This window comes from Rhizobium sp. SU303 (assembly GCF_021052345.1).
Classification (GTDB): domain Bacteria; phylum Pseudomonadota; class Alphaproteobacteria; order Rhizobiales; family Rhizobiaceae; genus Rhizobium; species Rhizobium laguerreae.
The window spans coordinates 681,152-698,797 of record NZ_CP088095.1 but is presented as its reverse complement, the minus strand read 5'-3'; the positions used below and the strand labels follow the sequence as shown (position 1 = coordinate 698,797).

Below are 17,646 nucleotides of genomic sequence, written 5' to 3'. Positions count from 1 at the left end.
ACCTTAGACCTGCCGCAAGCCGCCGTCGACGCACAGTTCGGCACCGGCGATGTAGCTCGCGTCATCGCTCAACAAGAACAAGGCGGCCGCAGCCACTTCTGAAGGCCTCGCCATTCGTCCCATCGGGATCGGAGCGACAAGTGCCGCGCGAGTGTCTTCCGGAACCGCAGCCATCATTTCCGTATCGGTTGGACCGGGCGCAACAACGTTGACGCGTACACCTTTGGGCGCGAGTTCTGCCGTCCAGGTTCGGGCATAGGAACGGACGGCCGCTTTGGTGGCGGCATAGGTTCCGTACGAAGAGTAGCCCGCGTTATCGGCGATGGATCCGACGAGGACGACCGCCCCACCTCCTGTCATCACCGGGAGAGCCGCCTGCAGGCCGAAAACCATCCCGCGGACGTTGACGCCGAAGTGGCGGTCGAAGTGGTCCGGCGTTATTTCGGCGATCTGCGCTGGCTCGGAGAGGCCTGCATTCAATACGAGCGCGTCAATACGCCCGCATGCCTTTCGCACTTTTTCGACAGCCTCCACCATATCTTCGGGGACACTGGCATCGGCGGCAATGCCGACCGCGTCATTGCCGATACCCCTGGCCGCCTTCTCGGCATCTTCACTTCTACGACTGGTGATGAAGACCTTCGCGCCTTCGGCAGAAAGCCGCTCTGCAATTGCCAAACCGATGCCCTTGGCGCCACCGACGACCAGGGCAATCTTGTTACTCATTCGAGCCATCGTAAATCCTTTCAATTGATGATGGTCTCGCCATGATATACGTTGTATATCTGGTATCAATTACGCACCTGAAGTAGCCTAGATATGGACGAGTATACTGACCTGGAAGCACTTTCTGATAGCGCGTTTGGCGACATGGCGCAGGTTCGCCCGGTGCTCGACAAGATCGCTGACAAATGGACGATCCTGATACTGACAGTGATCTGTCCCAAACCCTCGCGCTTCAACGAAATCAAGCGGCGTCTCGATGGGATCACGCACAAGGCTCTGGCCGACGCTTTGAAGAGGCTTGAGCGGAACGGCCTTGTGACGAGAACCGTACTCCCAACGCAGCCGATTGGCGTGGAATATGCAATTACTCCGCTAGGCCATTCACTGCGGGAGCCGTTTGAAGCACTGTGTTCATGGGCAGCGGCCAACGGCGACAAGGTCGAGGCGGCCACGCTACGCTATGACAACAGCGAATATCGTCGCTGAAAATGTCGCTATGTCCGCTTCTGGCGGATACTGTTGAAAAACACCACTGAGCGTTGGCAAGACCACTCTCCGCCGTGATCGTCGAGGATAGTTTTCCGGGTCTTCCGAGCTACCCGAAACCGATTGCGATAGAGTGTCAGCGGCGCCGCCTACGCGCAATTTCATTTCAGCGAAAACCTGCGAGAAGCTGTCAACTGTCGCGAAAATCCTGACTTTTGCGACACTCCGGTCTTTGAAAGCGTCGAGGATTCTCGCCGCAAGGCTCTGTCGCAAGAGCTGGAGTTTCGCGGCGGATTTTTTGCGACGCCAGTGACCGGTTTGCGCCCCCTTGTCGGCTATAACGGCGACTTTTGCCCTCACCTGGAAGCAGACATTGCGGCTACCACCTCAACGCGCCTACTTCGCAGGTCCAGAATGGTGCTCATGTGCGACCCGCCACGCGCCATCTTGTTTGACAAAACCAACCGTCAATCGCGCGGTTGCCTCCGGGACACCTTCGCATCGAAGCAAAGCGTGTGCCCACGCGAGATCGGAGCCGCAGACCACGTGAAGGTCCTGCAGCTGAAACTCTCTCGATCCTTCGAACGCGAAATATTGCACCCATGAGCTTCGGTATTCACCCATGCCTGCCAGCCGAATTGGCTCAGGAACATCGAACATCACAATATCGTCGGTCCTTTCCGCGCAAACGGCGTCGAGATCGTGCGACCGGATGGCTCGGACCCACCGGTCCAGAACGGCTCTCACTTCGCGCTCGTCGGCCGAGGTGGCGACTTCAACCTGCGCTCCGGTTGGATCGTTTGATGCGGATGCAATCATGGTCGACTCCTTTGTTGGCGTTCAGCTGCCGGAGTTCTGACAGATGGATCGGTTCTCAATGCACCGCAGTGGCCTTGGCCATCAACCGGAATCGAGACGAGATGTTCGGATGATCAAAATAGAGTAGCCTGGCTGATCGCGCTCACTCGAGACCTTCGCCATCAGCCATTTTGATCATTAGCGTTGTCACCAATCTTGACGGATCGGGTTCAATCGAGGGATTATTCTCGCGGATTTCGAGGCGGCAGGCGAATAAATCACCCTCCTCTGTCGGCGTGACGTCCCATTTTATTCCTTTTTCCTTCGCCCAGCCGATCAGCATCGCGGTTGCATCGTAAAGTCCGTCGTATGAGCCGGTGTAGGTCGACCTGACATATCTTCCGCTGGGCAACTCGCCATGGACCAGGCGCCCGGAGAGAGGGAGCTTGCTGTCGGTCGTCATGCCCACTTCGATTTCGAGGCGCGGCATGTCGATCAGGTTGAATTTCATGAATTCGATGCCATCAGGCTCAACTCCCGCCCGTGCAAAGGCATCCCAAAGTTCGTCGAATGCAGGGTCAACCTCGTTATCGAAAGGAATGACCACACTCAGACGAGTGGCAACATATTTTCGTGCTTGGAACTCGATAATTTCGGGCAAAGTCAGCATGTCTATCTCCGTAGGCTTCGCAATATGACGAACGACCAACGGCTTTCCCGACACCCCGCTACGAAAATTCTTAGCTAATTTTCGTACTGCAGCCGCTTTGATTGGATCACCTGAGAAGCGGTGCCAGCGTGGGCGTCATATCACGCTCGCCTATCTCACCCGCTTCCCCTTCGACACGATCAAGCTCGACAAGGCCCTGGTGCGCGACAGCAGCGACAAGAAGGCGACCGTGCTCCGGTCGGTGATATCAATGGCGCACGAACTCGACATGGGACTAACCTCGATTTGGGTTGGGCAAATGGGGCAGAGGAAGCCCGGATCGGCAATACTTGCAGTCCGGACGCCTGGCATATAAATTGGCTCAATGCTTGATCGTTCATCCCAGTCTTCGACGCATATTCCCACGGACGCACTAAGCGAAGTTCTACAGGACTTTCGCCTGAGCGGCGTCAACTACGGCCGTTGTGAGCTGCGCGATCCGTGGAGCATCGCCTTTCCGCAGCAACAGCTGCTGCGATTTCATTTCGTTAGTGAGGGGCCATGCTGGATTTATACAGAAACTCAGGGATGGCAGGAACTGCAAGCTGGCGATCTTGTATTGTTGCCACAAGGGGTCGAACACCGACTGGCCAGTAGGCCGGATGTTGTGGAGGACTCGCTAAAGAGCTGCCAGGTCATCAAGTTGGGGGGGAACGTCTGCGAAGTGGTGCAGGAAGGAACAGGCGCGACAAGCACCCTGTTCTGCGGTTCCATGGCCTTGGGTGCGAATGCGCTCAACCCGTTGATCGCTCTGATGCCGCCGATCATCAAGGGTTGTGATGTTGCTGGCAATGATCCAGTCGTCGGCCCGCTTCTCGCCGCGATGACGACGGAGGCGTCCCAGCCCCAGATAGGCAGCGCCACGGTTTTGTCACGCATGGCGGACGTACTCGTCGCACGGCTCATTCGCTGCTGGGTCAATTGCAGCGGGGCCTCGACCAGCGGCTGGCTCGCTGCGATCCGTGATCCTCATATCGGTCGTGCGCTGGCAGCCATGCACCGAGATCCCGGCCATGACTGGACGCTGGAGACCCTTGCTGGCGTGGCAGGTCAATCGCGCTCGATCTTCGCGGAACGCTTCAGTGCCATCTTAGGAGAAGGCGCGGCGCGGTATCTCGCCCGTCTGCGCATGCAGCTTGCACGAGAGTTGCTTGGTCAAAACATGTCGGTTGCCGAGGTCGCCTCTCAACTGGGCTATGAGTCTGAAGCCTCTTTCGCTCGCGCCTTCAAGCGCATCACCAGCGTATCGCCTGGCGTTATGCGTCGCACCATTTCCGGACGAACGGACATGGAATTCGGACTTTAGGATACATATCATCCTGAAAGACTCCGCTATGAAGACCTCCAAACCTTGGAGGTATTTCAATGACGGACACAACATCACAGCTCGACAGCACCGCGATCGGCCTCGATACTACCGTTCCGAGTTCATGGAGCCGCACTACCTGGTTTGCCGTTATTTCGATGGCGGCCACAAGCTTCGCGCTTGTGTCAGCTGAATTCCTGCCGGCGGGCCTGTTGACGCCGATGGCGCGTGACCTTGGCGTCAGCGAGGGAACAGCTGGTCAGGTTGTCACTGCAACCGCGTCTGTCGGCGCGGTAACGGCCTTGTTGAGCAATGTTTTCATCGGCAAGCTGAACCGGAAGACTGTCCTGGTTGGCTTAAGTGCCTTGGCTGTCGGCTCCAATCTCCTGGCCGCCCTCGCGACGGATTTTTGGCTATTGTTGTTGGGGCGAGCCGGGCTGGGAATCGCGCTAAGTGGCTTCTGGGCACTTTCAGTTGCCGTTGTGGCGAGATTGGTTGGCGCCAATGCGACAGGGCGGGGTATGGCTATAGTCACCCTGGGCGTCTCTCTTGCCACCATAGCTGCACCATCCATGGGTGCTTTGGTTAGCGATTGGCTTGGGTGGCGTGCCGCCATGGCGATGACCGCAGGCCTCGCGGTAGTTGCGATGCTGCTTCAGGTTCTCAGTTTGCCGACGCTACCCGCAACCACGAGCAACAGTCTTTCTGACGTCTTCGGGCTGACAAAACGGCGCACTGTTCAACTGGGAATGCTTGCCATCGTCTTGCTGATGACGGGACATTTTGCCGGCTCAGTCTACGTGCGACCCTTCCTCGAGCAGGTAACCCTCCTTGGCACCGGGCCGATTGCCTTGGCGCTGCTCGGGTTTGGCATTGCCGCTGTGATCGGTAATATCGCCGGCGGACGAATGGCAGACGCCAATATCCGCACGGCACTCGCTGTGACCGGCGCACTGATGGCGTTTGCGGCGCTTGCTCTCGTACTGTGGGGTTCATATAGCGGCATCGCGTTTGCCCTGGTTACACTTTGGGGTTTCGCCTTCGGGATGGCTCCGGTAGTACTGCCAACCAACTTGTCCCGCGGCGCAACGGATGCCTTGGAGGCAGCTGGCAGCCTGATGGTCGTTTCCTTCCAGGTCGCCATCAGCATCGGTGCGGTGTTCGGCGGCTACGTGGTCGATCACTACGGTCCGGCAGCGCCATTGACACTTACAGCCATGTTGGCGTTATCGACTATCGTTCTGGCGTTGCTGCAGCCCCGGGGCTGAATCTTCGAGCTCCGGCCACGGTGCGCAGAAGAGGCGAGGTCCAAAGTGCCCGGAGTGCCGGAGCAACGCTAAGCCGAGACGCGACGGTGCTTTCTCGTTTCGGCGAGGAAGCACCGTCCGATCGCCGATGACCGCGACCCACCTAGAGTTCATGTTCGCGCCACAACCGGCCATTCCCGCAAGTTCCATGTGCGTCACGCCCGACTCGCCCGAACGCTCAGCCAATGATCATGGGGCTTTCCGACGCACCGACGTACCTCGCTGACGATCCAGCCCGCGTCTCTGAGTGCGGACCGCAGGGCAGACTCGCGCCAGTATGTCTCGACGTAGCGCCTCGGCGCTGCAGCAGTGCCGTGGGTGGAGGCATCCTCACCATCGCCCTCTCTTACCGAGGCGTGCAATCGGCCACCGGTCCGGGTCGCCTCGGCAAGCCGTCCAAGCACCGTGCCGAAATCCTCGCGCGCGACATGAATCAGGCAGGCACAGGCCCAGATCCCGTCGTACGGCGTGCCGGGACGCTGCGGGTCGGCCAAGTCATCGGTCAGCGGGTCCAACAGGTCGGCTTCGAAGCCACTTTCGCGAAGCAGTTCGACAAAACCCTTTGCAATGTCGGTGCGCCGGACGCTCATTCCCCGCTTCTCAAGCTCAAGTGCATCGCGCCCGCCACCGCTTCCGATCTCCAGCACCCTGCCCGAGCCGCCCAGCTCGGTGACGAACGCATCGATCTCTGTCGCGACCCATTCGGGCATCGCCGCGGCCTCGGCAGCATAGTCCGCCGCGACCCTATCATAGGACCGCACGGTATCCAGGTCGGTGCTCATGCTAGCGCTCCTCCTTCAAGACAAGAGGCCTGATGAGCGACAGGCCCATCAGCCCGTTGCGCCCCTCACACTTCGGCAGTTGGTGACATCGCGGGCGATGCTTCCGAACTTTAGCAGAAATGCGGTCAGAGACCACCGACCGAGCCAATGCTGCCGGGCGGCAATGCGCCCCCATATTGGTCATCGAGCCACCCGTCGCTGTTGCTGCAAAGCGGACATGACGCAGTGACAACGCGGGTCGCAGTTGCGCCAAAAGCCGCCATTCCGCCCCATGCGGGTGACGAGAGCCTTTCCGGGTTAGATTGAAGCATTCTGCCGGAGCAGATTTTCGTCAGGACAAAGGCGATTGGCGACGGGCATACCCCAAGGTACGTCCGAGCCGATCGCCTTTGTCCTGGCGAAAAGATGCCCGGCCCTTCGGGTTGGCTGAAACGGGCCGGCTGATCGACCGGCCGGCTTGGCCGTAGAGCTTGGCTACGACGCGCGCCGGCCGGTCGACCATCCGACTCCGCTTGAGCCAACAGAATGCTTCAATCTAACCCGGAAAGGCTCTAGATCACGAATTCCTCCTCGTACGCCTGTGGCTCGGGAACGACCGTGACCTCCACCGGAACGATCCAATTGGCCGCGTAGCTCTCGCAGTCGGAACGCTGGAGGTCGGGCTGCACGCACCCCGCCCCATCGATCGCGCGACATCGCAGTATATATCGCCCCACTTTTTCAGGGGTCCACATGTACTCCCACAAGCGCCATGCAAAGGGACGTTCTGTTTCGAGGAGCCTTCCCTCGCGCCAGCCCCTGCCATCTCCGGTGCAGACCTGCACCTGCCGGATAACAGCCTCTCCGCTCCAGGCGGCTCCGAAAATCCGGTACGGTTGGCCGGCGATGAGACGCGCCCCCTGTACGGGACGCGCGATCTGCGCTTTGACCTCCATCTCCGCAAGGGGGACCAGCCTGGGTTCCCCGAGGCTGCGCTCCCAACGGAAATAGTCGCGCGCCTGCCAGTAGCCAAGGAACGGTTGCTCCACAACCGTGATATGCGTGATCCACTTGACCCAAGCCATGCCGAACCAGCCACCCACGACCGCGCGTAGCGGGTAGCCGTGATCGCGCGTCAACGGTTCCTCGTTCATCGAATAGGCAAGCATCGTGCTGTCAGCTAGGGCCTTCTCAAGCGGTAAACTGCGCGCAAAAGCGATGGGGCCGGGAGAAGCCGTTTTCTTGTTTGTGTCGACGACGCCGCTGTCGGCGCCTGCGAGGAGAACCTCACGTGCGGTTCGCTTAACGCCCGCCATTTCCAAAATCTCGCGCAGAAGAACACCTGTCCAGGCGGCATTGCCGACGGCTCCGTTCTGCCACTGCAACCCCTCCTTCGGCGGCTCATAGTAGACGCGCCCGTTCCCTGCACACTCGACGACGGCGGTGAGAGTCGTGCTCCGCATCGCCTTGATGCTGTCGAGGTCAAGTTCGAGCGGCCGCTCTACCGCCCCGCCAACGCGCAATCTCCAGTCTCGCGCATCGAGGTCGGGCGACGGGAAATGGTTTCGCACGAAGAACAGCTCGGTTGGGATCAGCCAATCGGAGAGCGACGCAAACGGAAACTCGATGTTCTGTGGGGATTTCTGTCGAACTATTAGACTGGGTTGCTGTGGTGTCGGCATCGTCCTCGTCGCCCCTTTCAAGAGCACAATGTCGGCTTTCGGTCGCGCGAATTCCGGTACGATCACACCGCCCCTCGCAGTGGGTCCGTCGCATTCCGCCTTCGGGCCGCATTCTAGCACATACCGCACGTTCCGCAGCTCGACCTCGAACGGCAGCAAAGGGGTCGACGGCGGTCTTGACCGCTTGCGCCCTCTTAGCAGTCGTTCAGCAACGGGATTCTCGCGCTAATAGCGGACGTTGTCCAGCGATCCGTAGCTCTTGGCTGGCAATTGATCCTTTTGACCACGGGCCGGGCTGAAGGATTGCAGTTAGTGGGCGCAGCGGGCTCCCACCGTGCGACCTGCGCGGATCACACTCGTCAAACCCACCACGCGGTACCTCGGAGCACCCCGAGGGGAAGGCCAGTGTGATTTCAGGGGTTCCCGCTGTGTCAGATTTTCTTGAGAAGTGTTAACAAGGTTCCGCTGGTTGCCCGGTGTGACGGCGATACGCGCGAGCCGAATGGCCGTGTTACGGTCCATTCTTGATCGAGAGAGGATGGCAAGAGATGGAGGCCGCAGAACTTCGATATAATTGGGCTGATCCCGACGTCTACGAGACATTCATAGGGCGCTGGAGCGAACATCTGGCAAGCCCATTTCTCACACGTGCCAATATTGCTCCGGGCAGTCGCGTGCTCGATGTAGCATGTGGGACAGGTGTGTTGTCGAAAGCACTGGCCGAGGCGGGAGCGCATGTGATCGGTGTTGACGCATCGGAGGGATACCTGGAAGGAGCCCGCCGTCGACGATCCCACCCCAATATCGCCTATGAACACGGCGATGTCCGGCACATGCGGTTCGACACTAACTTTTTCGATGCGGCCGTTTCCACGCTGGCCTTGGACGTTATCCCGGAAATTGAACAGGTAGTTGCCGAGATGAAGCGCGTGACCCGCCCAGGTGGCGTCGTCGCGTCCGCCGTTACTCAGTTCTTGGGCGGCATGCCCGCCTTCGATCTCGTCATTAACACCGGCGCCGTGCTTGAGACCGATTTCGCCAGGCTGAGATCCATGCGGGCGGGGCGCCAGCTCTTCTGGCCTAATGGTCAGGCGACGTTGTGGCGGAAGATCGGCCTCGTCGACGTGACGGAGATTCCCGTTGTCGTGGATTGCGAGTATGCGTCCTTCGCGGATTATTGGGCTACGTTCACCGACGGCCCAGGCAGCATCACAAGCATATTGATGGCACTTTCGGACGACGCCCGCGATTCGATCGAACAGCGTGTTCGTCCCGGGTATCTGGTTGGCTTGCCCGATGGACCCCGGTCATTTCCCATGATGTTCCGTGTGGTGCGTGGCTTGGTCCCAGCCTGATTCTGGAGAGCATGCAATGGGTCTGTGTGGGCCGTTCTCAGACCTTAACCCCGCGGGTTGATCATCAGCTGTCGTTCCTCGGCAGCCAAAAAGCTGCCCGTCCGCTCCCGGCCCCGTAGCGGTCGTCTACCCAAGTCGAGCCAATGTCCGTTGTTGGTGCAATCCGGTCGAAGACGCGCGGCGCTGTAGAGATGCCGCCTTTGCACTGATCTACTTCGCGCTCGCGGAAGCTTACCCATTATCGGCCACTTGTTGAGGTCTTGAAACCAGCTATCTCAAGCCGGAAAATATCTGGAATGTTGAGGAGCACGCATGACGAAGCATCGCATCTATTCCATCAGCGTCGCGAGCGTCTATCCCCACTATGTCGCCAAGGCAGAGAAGAAGGGGCGCACGAAGGCCGAGGTCGATGAAATCATCTGTTGGCTGACGGGGCATAACCAGCAGAGCCTGGACCATCAGTTGGCTGCGAAGACCAACTTCGAGGATTTCTTTGCGCAAGCGCCGCAGATGAATCCCTCCCGATCGTCGATTACAGGCGTGATCTGCGGCGTTCGCGTGGAAGACATCCAAGAAACGACGATGCGGGAAATCCGCTACCTGGACAAATTGATCGACGAACTCGCGAAGGGGAAAGCGATGGAGAAAATCCTGCGGAAATAGCCGGGAAACCGTGTCGCCGCGGTACCCGCAATCACCCGCGGCACGCGCAGAATCCGGCACCGTCCCCAGGAAATGACGAATGTTCACTGGCGCGGAGCGAGGCCATCGAGCAGGAAGTCGAGGCCCTTCCTGAAAGCGCCATCCCAATCATTATCCAGCAGCAGACGAGAGCGTTCGATTGTCGGGTAGTGCTCGCTCAGACCTGTCAGGCGCTGCTGCGCGGCCGCCCTGTCGTCGTCCGAGAGGTCGAAGTTCGCCCGGGTGATGGTGGCGCCGATCACAAAATTCCAGAGCGACCAGATCGCGGCGTTCAAATCCGCATCCGCCACACCGGCTTTGGACAAGGCCTTGCTCAGCAGTTCCAGGCGGGCGAGGATGTTCGGGCCGAGCGCCCGGCGCGGCAGCAGCGAGGCCGACCAGGGATGGCGCAGCATGCTGGCGCGCCAGTCTTCGAGCATATGAACGATGTCGCCGCGCCAGTCTCGGGACTCGACGATGTCAGGTGGTCCGCGATATTCGAGCACCGAATCCAGCGCCAGATCGAAGACCTTTTCCTTGTTGTCGACGTGCCAATAGAGGCTCATCGCGCCCGAGCCGAGGCGATCGGCCAGCCGGCGCATCTTCAATCCGTCGACGCCCTCTGCATCCAGCAGTTCTACCGCGGTCGCCACGATCCGCTCCAGGGAAAGAGTCGATTCACTGCGCGGCTCCTGCCCGGACTGCGGTGACGCACCTCTCCGCCCAGACCCTTTGCTCTCAGCGCCGCTGCGTTTGGCTGCCATTCGTCTTCCTTATCGATCAGACGTCGATCTAAGCCGACAATGCTGGGAATGTCGATGCTGACCAATTGACTCGTACGCTGTACGATGCAATTTAGTCGTACGCCGTACGAGTCAATCACGTGGCGATAAGATTCCATCCTGCAGGCCGCGAGGATCCGTCGCTCGCAGCCCTCAGATGCCCGAGAGAAAGTCATGTCACGCGCAATCAAGCATCTCATTATCGGAGGACTCATCATGACCATCAGCGTTCCCACTGCGGCGACAGCCAATGAGGACGATCTCAAGCTGACCATCGTCAATCCAAAAAACCTCTACGACCCCTCGCCGAATGGCTACAGCACGGCGGTGATCGTGCCGCGCCAAGGCCGGCTGGCCTACATCTCCGGACAGGGCGGCCAGGACAGCACGGGCGCCTTGTCGCCCGACTTCGCCGTCCAGGTGAAGCAGGCCTATGCGAACCTGCGCACCGCCCTTGATGCGCTCGGCGCAAAGCCGGATCAGGTCGCCAAGCTAACGGTCTTCGTGGTCGATCACGACATGTCCAAGCTCGAGGTGTTGACCAGGAACGTCAAGGACATGTTCGGCGAAGCATTGCCGGCGCAGACGCTGATTCCCGTTCCCAAGCTTGCCATCGACCCCATGCTCTTCGAGGTCGAAGCCGTGGTCGTTCTGGAATAGCGGCGGCGACAGATCTGCACAATTTCGGATTTTCCCGGTGGCGCGCCAACATCTGCTTGGCGCGCCACCCTTCCTTTTTTTGATGGCCATTGACCAACGGCCTGGGATGTGCGTCTCTCATTGCTTGCACAAGGAAAATCCCATGCTCAAGTTTCTGCTCGCCCTCTCGATGGGTGTTTTTTGCGTATCGCCGCTTCAGGCCGCTGAGATCACTCCGGTCACCAAAAGCTGCCAACCGGGGGCAAAACAGGCGCAATGCGAGCGATGGGTCACGGATATCAAGAAAGCCGTCACGCTGGCTTATAAAGGCGACCACGGGGCGCAGGTGACCGTTGCCTTCTGCCTGTCCACCGGTTGCCATGGTGCCGTTGCCATCGACAAGGTCGCCTCCTGCAGCTGGCATCTCGTCATCGCCAATTCCGGTTCTACGACCGTGCTCGACAGTTCAAACACCAGGAACACCTGCCGGCCGATGACGGCGGCCGAGAAAGACCAAGCCCGCGCGCTGGCGAGCGATCTCGTCCAGAAGATCTACAAGCGGCCCCTGGTCAAGACCGACCAGATGTAATCTGCCCGGCTCACGGCTTGCGGCGCAACGCCTGCGTGAAAATAAATCTCGTTGCTCTCCCGGCTTTCGCCGCTATTCTCCAGCCAATGAAAATCGGCCAAAGAAAATCCGGCCAAAGAAATCGGGAGGACCACTGATGATCCTGCACTGCGTATTCCTGCGGCTGAAGACCGCGGTCACGGCCGAAGACAAGCAGTCGCTTTTTGCGGCGATCGTCGCCCTGAAACAGCTCATTCCCGGCATACTGGATATCAAATACGGGCCGAATGTTTCGCCCGAAGGGCTGCATGGCGGCTTCGTCGACGGGTTTGCCGTGACCTTTGAAAGCGCCGAGGCCCGCGACGCCTATCTCATCCACCCAGAGCACGTGACGGTCGGCGAGCGGATCGTCTCATCGACGGATGGAGGCCTTGCCGGCATCCTGGTCTTCGACCTCAATTTGTGAGGGCCGCAGGACAGGCCTGCAGCCCTCGATTTCCTCAGCTCGATTTCGCCATGGCGGCGGCGAGTTGGTCGACATTGTACTTGAACATCTTCTCGTAGGTCGGCGCCGGCCCCTTGGCGTCGGATAGGGATTCGACATAGAGCTCGCCGCCGGGCTCGGCCCCGGTTGCCTTGGCGACCTGCTTGACCAGGCGCGGATCGTTGGAGTTTTCGAAGAAATAGGCCTTCACATGCTCGCCCTTGATCTGCTCGATCAGCTTGGCGACGTCGGCGGCCGATGCCTCGCTTTCGGTGGACAGGCCAAGCGGCGCCAGGAAGCTGACATTATATTCGCGCCCGAAATAACCGAAGGCATCATGGCTGGTCAGCACCTTGCGGCGATCGTCGGCCACCTTGTCGAATTTCGCATGGGCGTAGGCGTTCAATTCGTCCAGCGTCTTGGTGTATTTCTCGGCGTTGGCCTTGAAGGCGGCGGCGTCCGAGGGATCGGCCGATGACAGCGCCTTTTCGATATTGGCGACCCAGACCTTGACGTTGACGGGGCTATTCCAGACATGCGGATCGGTGATTTTTTCGCCGTCCTCTTCCATCGTGCGGGTGTTGATGCCTTCGGAGACGGTGACCGGCTTGCCCTTGTAGCCCGAGGCGGTGATCAACCGGTCCATCCAGCCTTCCAGCCCCTCGCCGCTGACGAAGGTAACCTGCGCTGCTTTCAAATTCTTCGCGTCGGCCGGCGACGGCTCGAATTCATGGGGATCGCCGTTCGGCCCGACAAGGCTCGTCACCTTGACGTGCTCGCCGCCGACCTGTTTGACGACATCGGCTAGCACGGTGAAGGAGGCCACAACCTTCAGCGTTTCGGCAGAGGCCGGCATGGCCGACAGCGCCATCAAAGCGGGGATTGCTGCGGAGAGAAGCAGTCTGTGCGGTGTCATCGAAGTCTCCTTGGGATCAGCCCTTCAAATGCGGGCGGGGGAAGAAGCGCCGGGCTAAGCCGGAGGGCGCGAAAAGGATAGAAAAGCCGTAGAGGACCGCCGCCGTCATGATGATCGTCGGGCCGGAGGCGAGTTCGAGATGGTAGGAGGCGATCAGGCCGAGATAGCCGGAGGCGGCGGCACTGACAGCCGATATCGCCATCATCACGGCCAGGCTGCGCGACCAGAGCTGGGCGACGGCTGCCGGCAGCATCATCAGGCCGACTGCCATCAGCGTGCCGAGCGCCTGGAAGCTGGCGACGAGGTTCAGCACCACGAGCAGCAGGAAGAGGACATGATAGACCGGCCCGCGCCCGCCGACGGCGCGCAGGAACCCCGGATCGAAACATTCGGCCACCAGCGCCCGGTAGATGAAGGCGAGGACGACGAGGGTCAGCGAGGTGATCGCGCCGATCAGATAAAGGGCGGGAGCATCGATCGCCAAGATGGTGCCGAAGAGCACATGCAGGAGATCGATATTCGAACCGCGCAGCGAGACGATCAGCACGCCGAGCGCCAGCGACGCGAGATAGAAGCTGGCAAAGCTTGCATCCTCCTGCAGCACGGTCATCCGGCTGACGGCGCCCGAAAGCAGCGCCACCGACAGGCCGGCGATGAGACCGCCGAGGCCCATCGCCGTCAGCGACAGCGAGCCGGCGACGAGGTAACCGATGGCCGCCCCCGGCAACACGGCATGGCTCATGGCGTCGCCCATCAGGCTCATGCGCCGCAGCATCAGGAAGACGCCGATCGGGCCGGAGCCGAGCCCGAGGCAGAGGCAGGCGATGAGCGCGCGGCGCATGAAACCGTAATCGGTAAAGGGTGCGAGGAAGAGATCGTAAGCCGTCATGCCGCCGGCGCCTCTTCGGGTGCGCAGGCATTCGCATCTTCGTCCCAGCGCTCGGCCATGGCGCGGGCCTTCAAGAGATTGAAGGAGGACATGACGTCTGCGGTCGCACCCCAGCCGACCAACTCGCGGGCGAGCAGCAGGGTTTGCGGGAAATGGGCGCGAACGAGCTCGAAATCGTGCAGCACGGCGATCACCGTGCGGCCCTCGCCATGCCAGCGGGTGACGATATCGACGAGGTCCCTGGTCGTGCGGGCATCGATTGCCGTAAACGGCTCGTCGAGCAGGATAATGCCGGCATCCTGCAGCAGCAGGCGGGCAAAGAGCACACGCTGGAACTGGCCGGCCGACAGCGACCCGACATGGCGGCGCCCAAAGCCTTCGAGCCCGACGGCCGATAGCGCCTCGCCTGCCCTTTTCACCTCGGCGGGCGCGATGCGGCCGAAGGCTCCCGTCTTCTTCCAGGCGCCGAGCATGACGGTGTCGATGACCGAGATCGGAAAGCGCCGGTCGATCTCGGCCGCCTGCGGGAGGTAACCGAATTCCGCCCGCCCCAGCCGGTGCTCGACCCTGCCTTCGGCGGGACGAAGCTCCCCCATGATCGCCTTCAGCAGCGTCGACTTGCCCGCCCCGTTCGGCCCGGCGATCGCCGTCAGGCTGCCTGCGGCGAAGGCGCCGGAGACATGATGGACGGCGGGGTGCCTGTTATAGGCGACGGTCAAATTCTCGATACGGATCAGCGGCGTCATGGCAAGACAACCGCCCAGTGGATCGCCAGCCACAGGAGCGCAATGACCAGCGCCATGCCGATCACTCTGGATAAAGCCGACTGCCCGAGCAGGCTGACGGAGGGGCGGTCGGGGCTCGGGGGCATGGCGCATCCTGCAATGTAATAACATTACTGTTATGTTATAACGATTGCGGCGAGATTGAGGCGGGATTTGCTATAAACGAGAGGAAGGGTGCGGCCATTTGGCCGTCAGCCTTCGATGCTGCCGCGGCTGCACACAAGGCGCGTGCATCCTGCTATACTTTGCTGTCTTGCTCCGGAAGCCACCGACGTGCCGCGCCAGTTGCGTTCGGTTTGGCAGATCACGATGTGAACTTGTTCCAGCAGACGTTGCTGTCTTGCTCCGAAGTTCACCCCACCCTCCGTCCTCCTCGGGCTTGACCCGAGGATCCACATTGACCTTCGCAAGCCCGGGCATGGATTCCAGGCTCAAGGCCTGGAATGACGGAGATTGGGGGTAGCGTTTCTGCCAGACCGCCGTTGGCGATGCCATCGCTATCGAGAGATCAGAGCTGTTCCAGCATCGCGGCAGCACCCGAGACGGTTGCCTGGCCGGGGCTTTCCTCGACGTTGAGGGCTTTGACCACCCCGTCTTCCACCAGCATCGAATAGCGCTTCGAGCGGAGGCCGAGGCCGCCGGCGGAGAGGTCGGCGTCGAGGCCGACGGCCTTGGTGAAGCCGGCATCCCAATCGGCGAGGAAGTGGATCTTGCCCATACCGCCTGACGATTGCGCCCAGGCGCCCATCACGTGCCAGTCGTTGACGGCGACGACGGCGATGTCGTCGACGCCCTTGCCAAGGATGGTGTCCCGGTTTTCGAGATAACCCGGAAGGTGGTTCAGCGAGCAGGTGGGCGTGAAGGCGCCCGGCACGGCAAAGAGCACGACGCGCTTGCCGGCGAAGAGCTGATCGGTGGTGATTTCGACGGGGCCGTCAGCCGTCTTTTCCTTGAAGGTGGCGGCAGGAAGCTTGTCGCCGATCGCGATGGTCATGGTCTTCTCCTTGGTTCTGTCCTTAGCGGTTTCCGGCTCCGGGGGGTTCCGGGCTTTGGGTTCTGGCTTTGGAAATTCCGGCTTGGCGGCGGCGGGCGCCGCAGGGATCGGAGGCGACTATAGGAGCCCATTATTGAAAGGCAAGTGTGGTCTCCATCGCCCTTTCGCCGTCAATGACGAGCACGCTCCATTGCTTGCCTGCTATGTCATAATCCTTCGGCAGCTTGCCGATTGATATATCGACCTTGAAGGTCCTGCCGTCGCGTTTGCCGCCGATCTGCTCGGTGAAGGCATAGCCGCTCGGACCGGTGACGATGATATCGGGCGCGGTCTTCCCCTCACCCGGCAAGACGAGATCAAGCGACAGCGTCTTCCTGTCAGGCGACATCGCATGCGCAGTCACGTCGAAATCCTCAGATGGCGGCTTCGGCAGGCTCGCATCGGCGGCCTGAAGGATCGCCTCCTCTTGCGGGTGCGACTGGATGGCGGGGCCAAGCTTCAATTCAAAACTCGCCTGGAAGGGAATGCAGATATCCTTGCAGATGCCGATGAAGGCGGCGGCGTCGATGGTAACCGGGCCTTTGCCGGGCGCCGTCAGCGACAGCGGCAGCGTCACCGGCGCGTCATAGGCGATATCCTCGATCGCGCCCTTGAAAAAATGCTTCGGAACGGGATAGGCGATGGCATCGAGGCTGACGCCGCTCTCCGGCGCGATGGTGATTTGCGGCGGAATGCCGCTGTTGCCGGGCTCCTTCCAATAGGTGATCCAGCCGGGCTTCGGCTCGATCTGAAGGGCGGCGCGGATTTTGCCGCCGGCATCGGGTGCGAGCGCCACGAGGCGCATGCGGCCGCCCTCGTTTTCCGCCCAGGCGCTCATTTCCGCATGGGTGGAAGAAAACGGCACAAGGGCTGCGACCGCTGACACAACCGCGATTAAAAGCCTGCGCGGGCCTGAGGAAATAATCATCATGGAACAAAGGTTTACCGAATGTGCTGTTTGGCCGCCAGAAGTCGCGGCGATTTAAATCTTCATTTTCAGTTGATTGATGTGTGACATTGGCCCATGTTTCTTTTGTCGAGGCCTTGGTGCGGTCTAGCAGCAGGAGGAACGATGTCCTTATTGACGCTGAAGAACAGACGGGAACGTGGCTTCTTCGATGGCCAGTTCCTCATCGCCATGCCGGGCATGGAAGATCGCAATTTTGCGCGCACTGTCATCTACATCTGCGCGCATTCGGATGCCGGCGCCATGGGCTTCGTCATCAACCGGCCACAGAGCCTCACTTTCACCGATGTGCTGCTGCATCTCGATATGATCAAGCAGGAAGATTCGATCGTGCTGCCGAAGCGGGCCCGCGATTTCCCGATCCAGACCGGCGGCCCGGTGGAAAGCGGCCGCGGCTTCGTGCTGCATTCGGACGATTATTCCAGCGACTCCAGCATTCCCGTCAGCGACGACATCTGCCTGACGGCGACGCTCGATATCGTGCGCGCCATCTCCAAGGGCGATGGGCCGACGCGGGCGACGATGCTGCTCGGCTATTCCTCCTGGTCGGCCGGCCAGCTCGAAAGCGAGGTCGTCAACAATGGCTGGCTCACCTGCCCGGCCAATGAGGAATTGATCTTCGACCGCAGCCTCGACGACAAATATGAGCGGGCGCTCGCCGGCATGGGCGTGACCGCTGCCATGCTTTCGGCCGAAGCCGGCCATGCTTGAGGGGCTGGCCTGACAGCAGCTGACCTGACGGCAGCGGGAACGAATAGCTGCAAGTGACGTT

The 17,646-nt window shown here is 60.5% G+C and carries 21 protein-coding genes and 1 pseudogene; 10 read left to right on the top strand and 12 right to left on the bottom strand.

What is annotated here, in order from left to right:
* Positions 1-3: 3 nt before the first annotated feature.
* Entirely contained in the window at positions 4-735 is a 732-nt protein-coding gene (locus RlegSU303_RS03365; protein ID WP_027666707.1) for an SDR family NAD(P)-dependent oxidoreductase, read from the bottom strand.
* An 84-nt stretch (positions 736-819) separates the two neighbouring features.
* On the opposite strand from RlegSU303_RS03365, the gene RlegSU303_RS03360 reads away from it, so the two are divergent.
* Positions 820-1,212: a winged helix-turn-helix transcriptional regulator gene (locus RlegSU303_RS03360; RefSeq protein WP_231283455.1), complete on the top strand. Its 393-nt coding sequence runs from the start codon at positions 820-822 to the stop codon at positions 1,210-1,212.
* 396 nt (positions 1,213-1,608) lie between these two features.
* Here the strand turns inward: RlegSU303_RS03360 and RlegSU303_RS03355 are convergent, their stop codons facing one another.
* Positions 1,609-2,031, bottom strand: a complete 423-nt coding sequence (locus tag RlegSU303_RS03355; RefSeq protein ID WP_231283454.1) for a YybH family protein — start codon at positions 2,029-2,031, stop codon at positions 1,609-1,611.
* A 142-nt stretch (positions 2,032-2,173) separates the two neighbouring features.
* A complete protein-coding gene (locus tag RlegSU303_RS03350; protein WP_231283453.1) occupies positions 2,174-2,680 on the bottom strand; it encodes a GyrI-like domain-containing protein in 507 nt (168 codons plus the stop codon).
* A gap of 142 nt (positions 2,681-2,822) precedes the next feature.
* Here RlegSU303_RS03350 and RlegSU303_RS34465 point away from each other — a divergent pair.
* The 3 genes and pseudogenes from RlegSU303_RS34465 to RlegSU303_RS03335 all read left to right on the top strand — a co-directional run.
* Positions 2,823-2,951 (top strand): annotated as a pseudogene (locus RlegSU303_RS34465) (EAL domain-containing protein); the annotation flags it as partial.
* A gap of 93 nt (positions 2,952-3,044) precedes the next feature.
* A complete protein-coding gene (locus tag RlegSU303_RS03340; RefSeq protein ID WP_231283452.1) occupies positions 3,045-4,025 on the top strand; it encodes an AraC family transcriptional regulator in 981 nt (326 codons plus the stop codon).
* A 59-nt stretch (positions 4,026-4,084) separates the two neighbouring features.
* Entirely contained in the window at positions 4,085-5,293 is a 1,209-nt protein-coding gene (locus RlegSU303_RS03335; RefSeq protein ID WP_017959288.1) for an MFS transporter, read from the top strand.
* A 194-nt stretch (positions 5,294-5,487) separates the two neighbouring features.
* Here RlegSU303_RS03335 and RlegSU303_RS03330 read toward each other — a convergent pair whose 3' ends face one another.
* Together RlegSU303_RS03330 and RlegSU303_RS03325 are read right to left on the bottom strand one after the other, a co-directional pair.
* Positions 5,488-6,114: a class I SAM-dependent methyltransferase gene (locus tag RlegSU303_RS03330; protein WP_131709940.1), complete on the bottom strand. Its 627-nt coding sequence runs from the start codon at positions 6,112-6,114 to the stop codon at positions 5,488-5,490.
* 551 nt (positions 6,115-6,665) lie between these two features.
* On the bottom strand, positions 6,666-7,841 hold the full coding sequence (locus RlegSU303_RS03325) for a sulfite oxidase (RefSeq protein WP_206106460.1): 1,176 nt from the start codon (positions 7,839-7,841) through the stop codon (positions 6,666-6,668).
* Between the two features lie 482 nt (positions 7,842-8,323).
* On the opposite strand from RlegSU303_RS03325, the gene RlegSU303_RS03320 reads away from it, so the two are divergent.
* Together RlegSU303_RS03320 and RlegSU303_RS03315 are read left to right on the top strand one after the other, a co-directional pair.
* The gene (locus RlegSU303_RS03320) at positions 8,324-9,130 is read left to right on the top strand and encodes a class I SAM-dependent methyltransferase (protein WP_017959284.1); all 807 of its coding nucleotides are present in this window, start codon (positions 8,324-8,326) and stop codon (positions 9,128-9,130) included.
* A 312-nt stretch (positions 9,131-9,442) separates the two neighbouring features.
* Positions 9,443-9,793 (top strand): DUF2200 domain-containing protein, encoded by a 351-nt coding sequence (locus tag RlegSU303_RS03315; RefSeq protein WP_017959283.1) that lies wholly within the window; start codon positions 9,443-9,445, stop codon positions 9,791-9,793.
* Positions 9,794-9,876: 83 nt separating this feature from the next.
* On the opposite strand, the gene RlegSU303_RS03310 is transcribed toward RlegSU303_RS03315, so the two are convergent.
* The gene (locus RlegSU303_RS03310) at positions 9,877-10,575 is read right to left on the bottom strand and encodes a TetR/AcrR family transcriptional regulator (protein ID WP_222372439.1); all 699 of its coding nucleotides are present in this window, start codon (positions 10,573-10,575) and stop codon (positions 9,877-9,879) included.
* Between the two features lie 192 nt (positions 10,576-10,767).
* Between RlegSU303_RS03310 and RlegSU303_RS03305 the strand changes: the two genes are divergently transcribed.
* From RlegSU303_RS03305 to RlegSU303_RS03295, 3 genes are all read left to right on the top strand, one after another.
* Complete coding sequence (locus RlegSU303_RS03305; protein ID WP_131622994.1) at positions 10,768-11,253, top strand: RidA family protein; 486 nt, start codon at positions 10,768-10,770, stop codon at positions 11,251-11,253.
* Between the two features lie 142 nt (positions 11,254-11,395).
* Positions 11,396-11,821, top strand: coding sequence for a hypothetical protein (locus tag RlegSU303_RS03300; RefSeq protein WP_043294428.1), 426 nt, complete (start codon positions 11,396-11,398; stop codon positions 11,819-11,821).
* 136 nt (positions 11,822-11,957) lie between these two features.
* The gene (locus RlegSU303_RS03295) at positions 11,958-12,266 is read left to right on the top strand and encodes a Dabb family protein (RefSeq protein ID WP_017959279.1); all 309 of its coding nucleotides are present in this window, start codon (positions 11,958-11,960) and stop codon (positions 12,264-12,266) included.
* A 34-nt stretch (positions 12,267-12,300) separates the two neighbouring features.
* On the opposite strand, the gene RlegSU303_RS03290 is transcribed toward RlegSU303_RS03295, so the two are convergent.
* The 6 genes from RlegSU303_RS03290 to RlegSU303_RS03270 form a co-directional block, all read right to left on the bottom strand.
* Positions 12,301-13,200, bottom strand: coding sequence for a metal ABC transporter substrate-binding protein (locus RlegSU303_RS03290; RefSeq protein WP_131630174.1), 900 nt, complete (start codon positions 13,198-13,200; stop codon positions 12,301-12,303).
* A gap of 16 nt (positions 13,201-13,216) precedes the next feature.
* Positions 13,217-14,089 (bottom strand): metal ABC transporter permease, encoded by an 873-nt coding sequence (locus RlegSU303_RS03285; RefSeq protein ID WP_231283451.1) that lies wholly within the window; start codon positions 14,087-14,089, stop codon positions 13,217-13,219.
* The gene (locus RlegSU303_RS03280; protein WP_017959276.1) at positions 14,086-14,835 is read right to left on the bottom strand and encodes a metal ABC transporter ATP-binding protein; all 750 of its coding nucleotides are present in this window, start codon (positions 14,833-14,835) and stop codon (positions 14,086-14,088) included. The genes RlegSU303_RS03285 and RlegSU303_RS03280 overlap by 4 nt, the downstream gene beginning before the upstream one ends.
* On the bottom strand, positions 14,832-14,960 hold the full coding sequence (locus tag RlegSU303_RS34180; RefSeq protein WP_017959275.1) for a hypothetical protein: 129 nt from the start codon (positions 14,958-14,960) through the stop codon (positions 14,832-14,834). The genes RlegSU303_RS03280 and RlegSU303_RS34180 overlap by 4 nt, the downstream gene beginning before the upstream one ends.
* A gap of 422 nt (positions 14,961-15,382) precedes the next feature.
* Complete coding sequence (locus tag RlegSU303_RS03275) at positions 15,383-15,868, bottom strand: peroxiredoxin (RefSeq protein WP_011650769.1); 486 nt, start codon at positions 15,866-15,868, stop codon at positions 15,383-15,385.
* A gap of 130 nt (positions 15,869-15,998) precedes the next feature.
* Positions 15,999-16,838: a protein-disulfide reductase DsbD domain-containing protein gene (locus RlegSU303_RS03270; protein WP_017959274.1), complete on the bottom strand. Its 840-nt coding sequence runs from the start codon at positions 16,836-16,838 to the stop codon at positions 15,999-16,001.
* Positions 16,839-16,979: 141 nt separating this feature from the next.
* Between RlegSU303_RS03270 and RlegSU303_RS03265 the strand changes: the two genes are divergently transcribed.
* Entirely contained in the window at positions 16,980-17,585 is a 606-nt protein-coding gene (locus RlegSU303_RS03265) for a YqgE/AlgH family protein (protein ID WP_017959273.1), read from the top strand.
* The last annotated feature ends 61 nt before the right edge of the window (positions 17,586-17,646 follow it).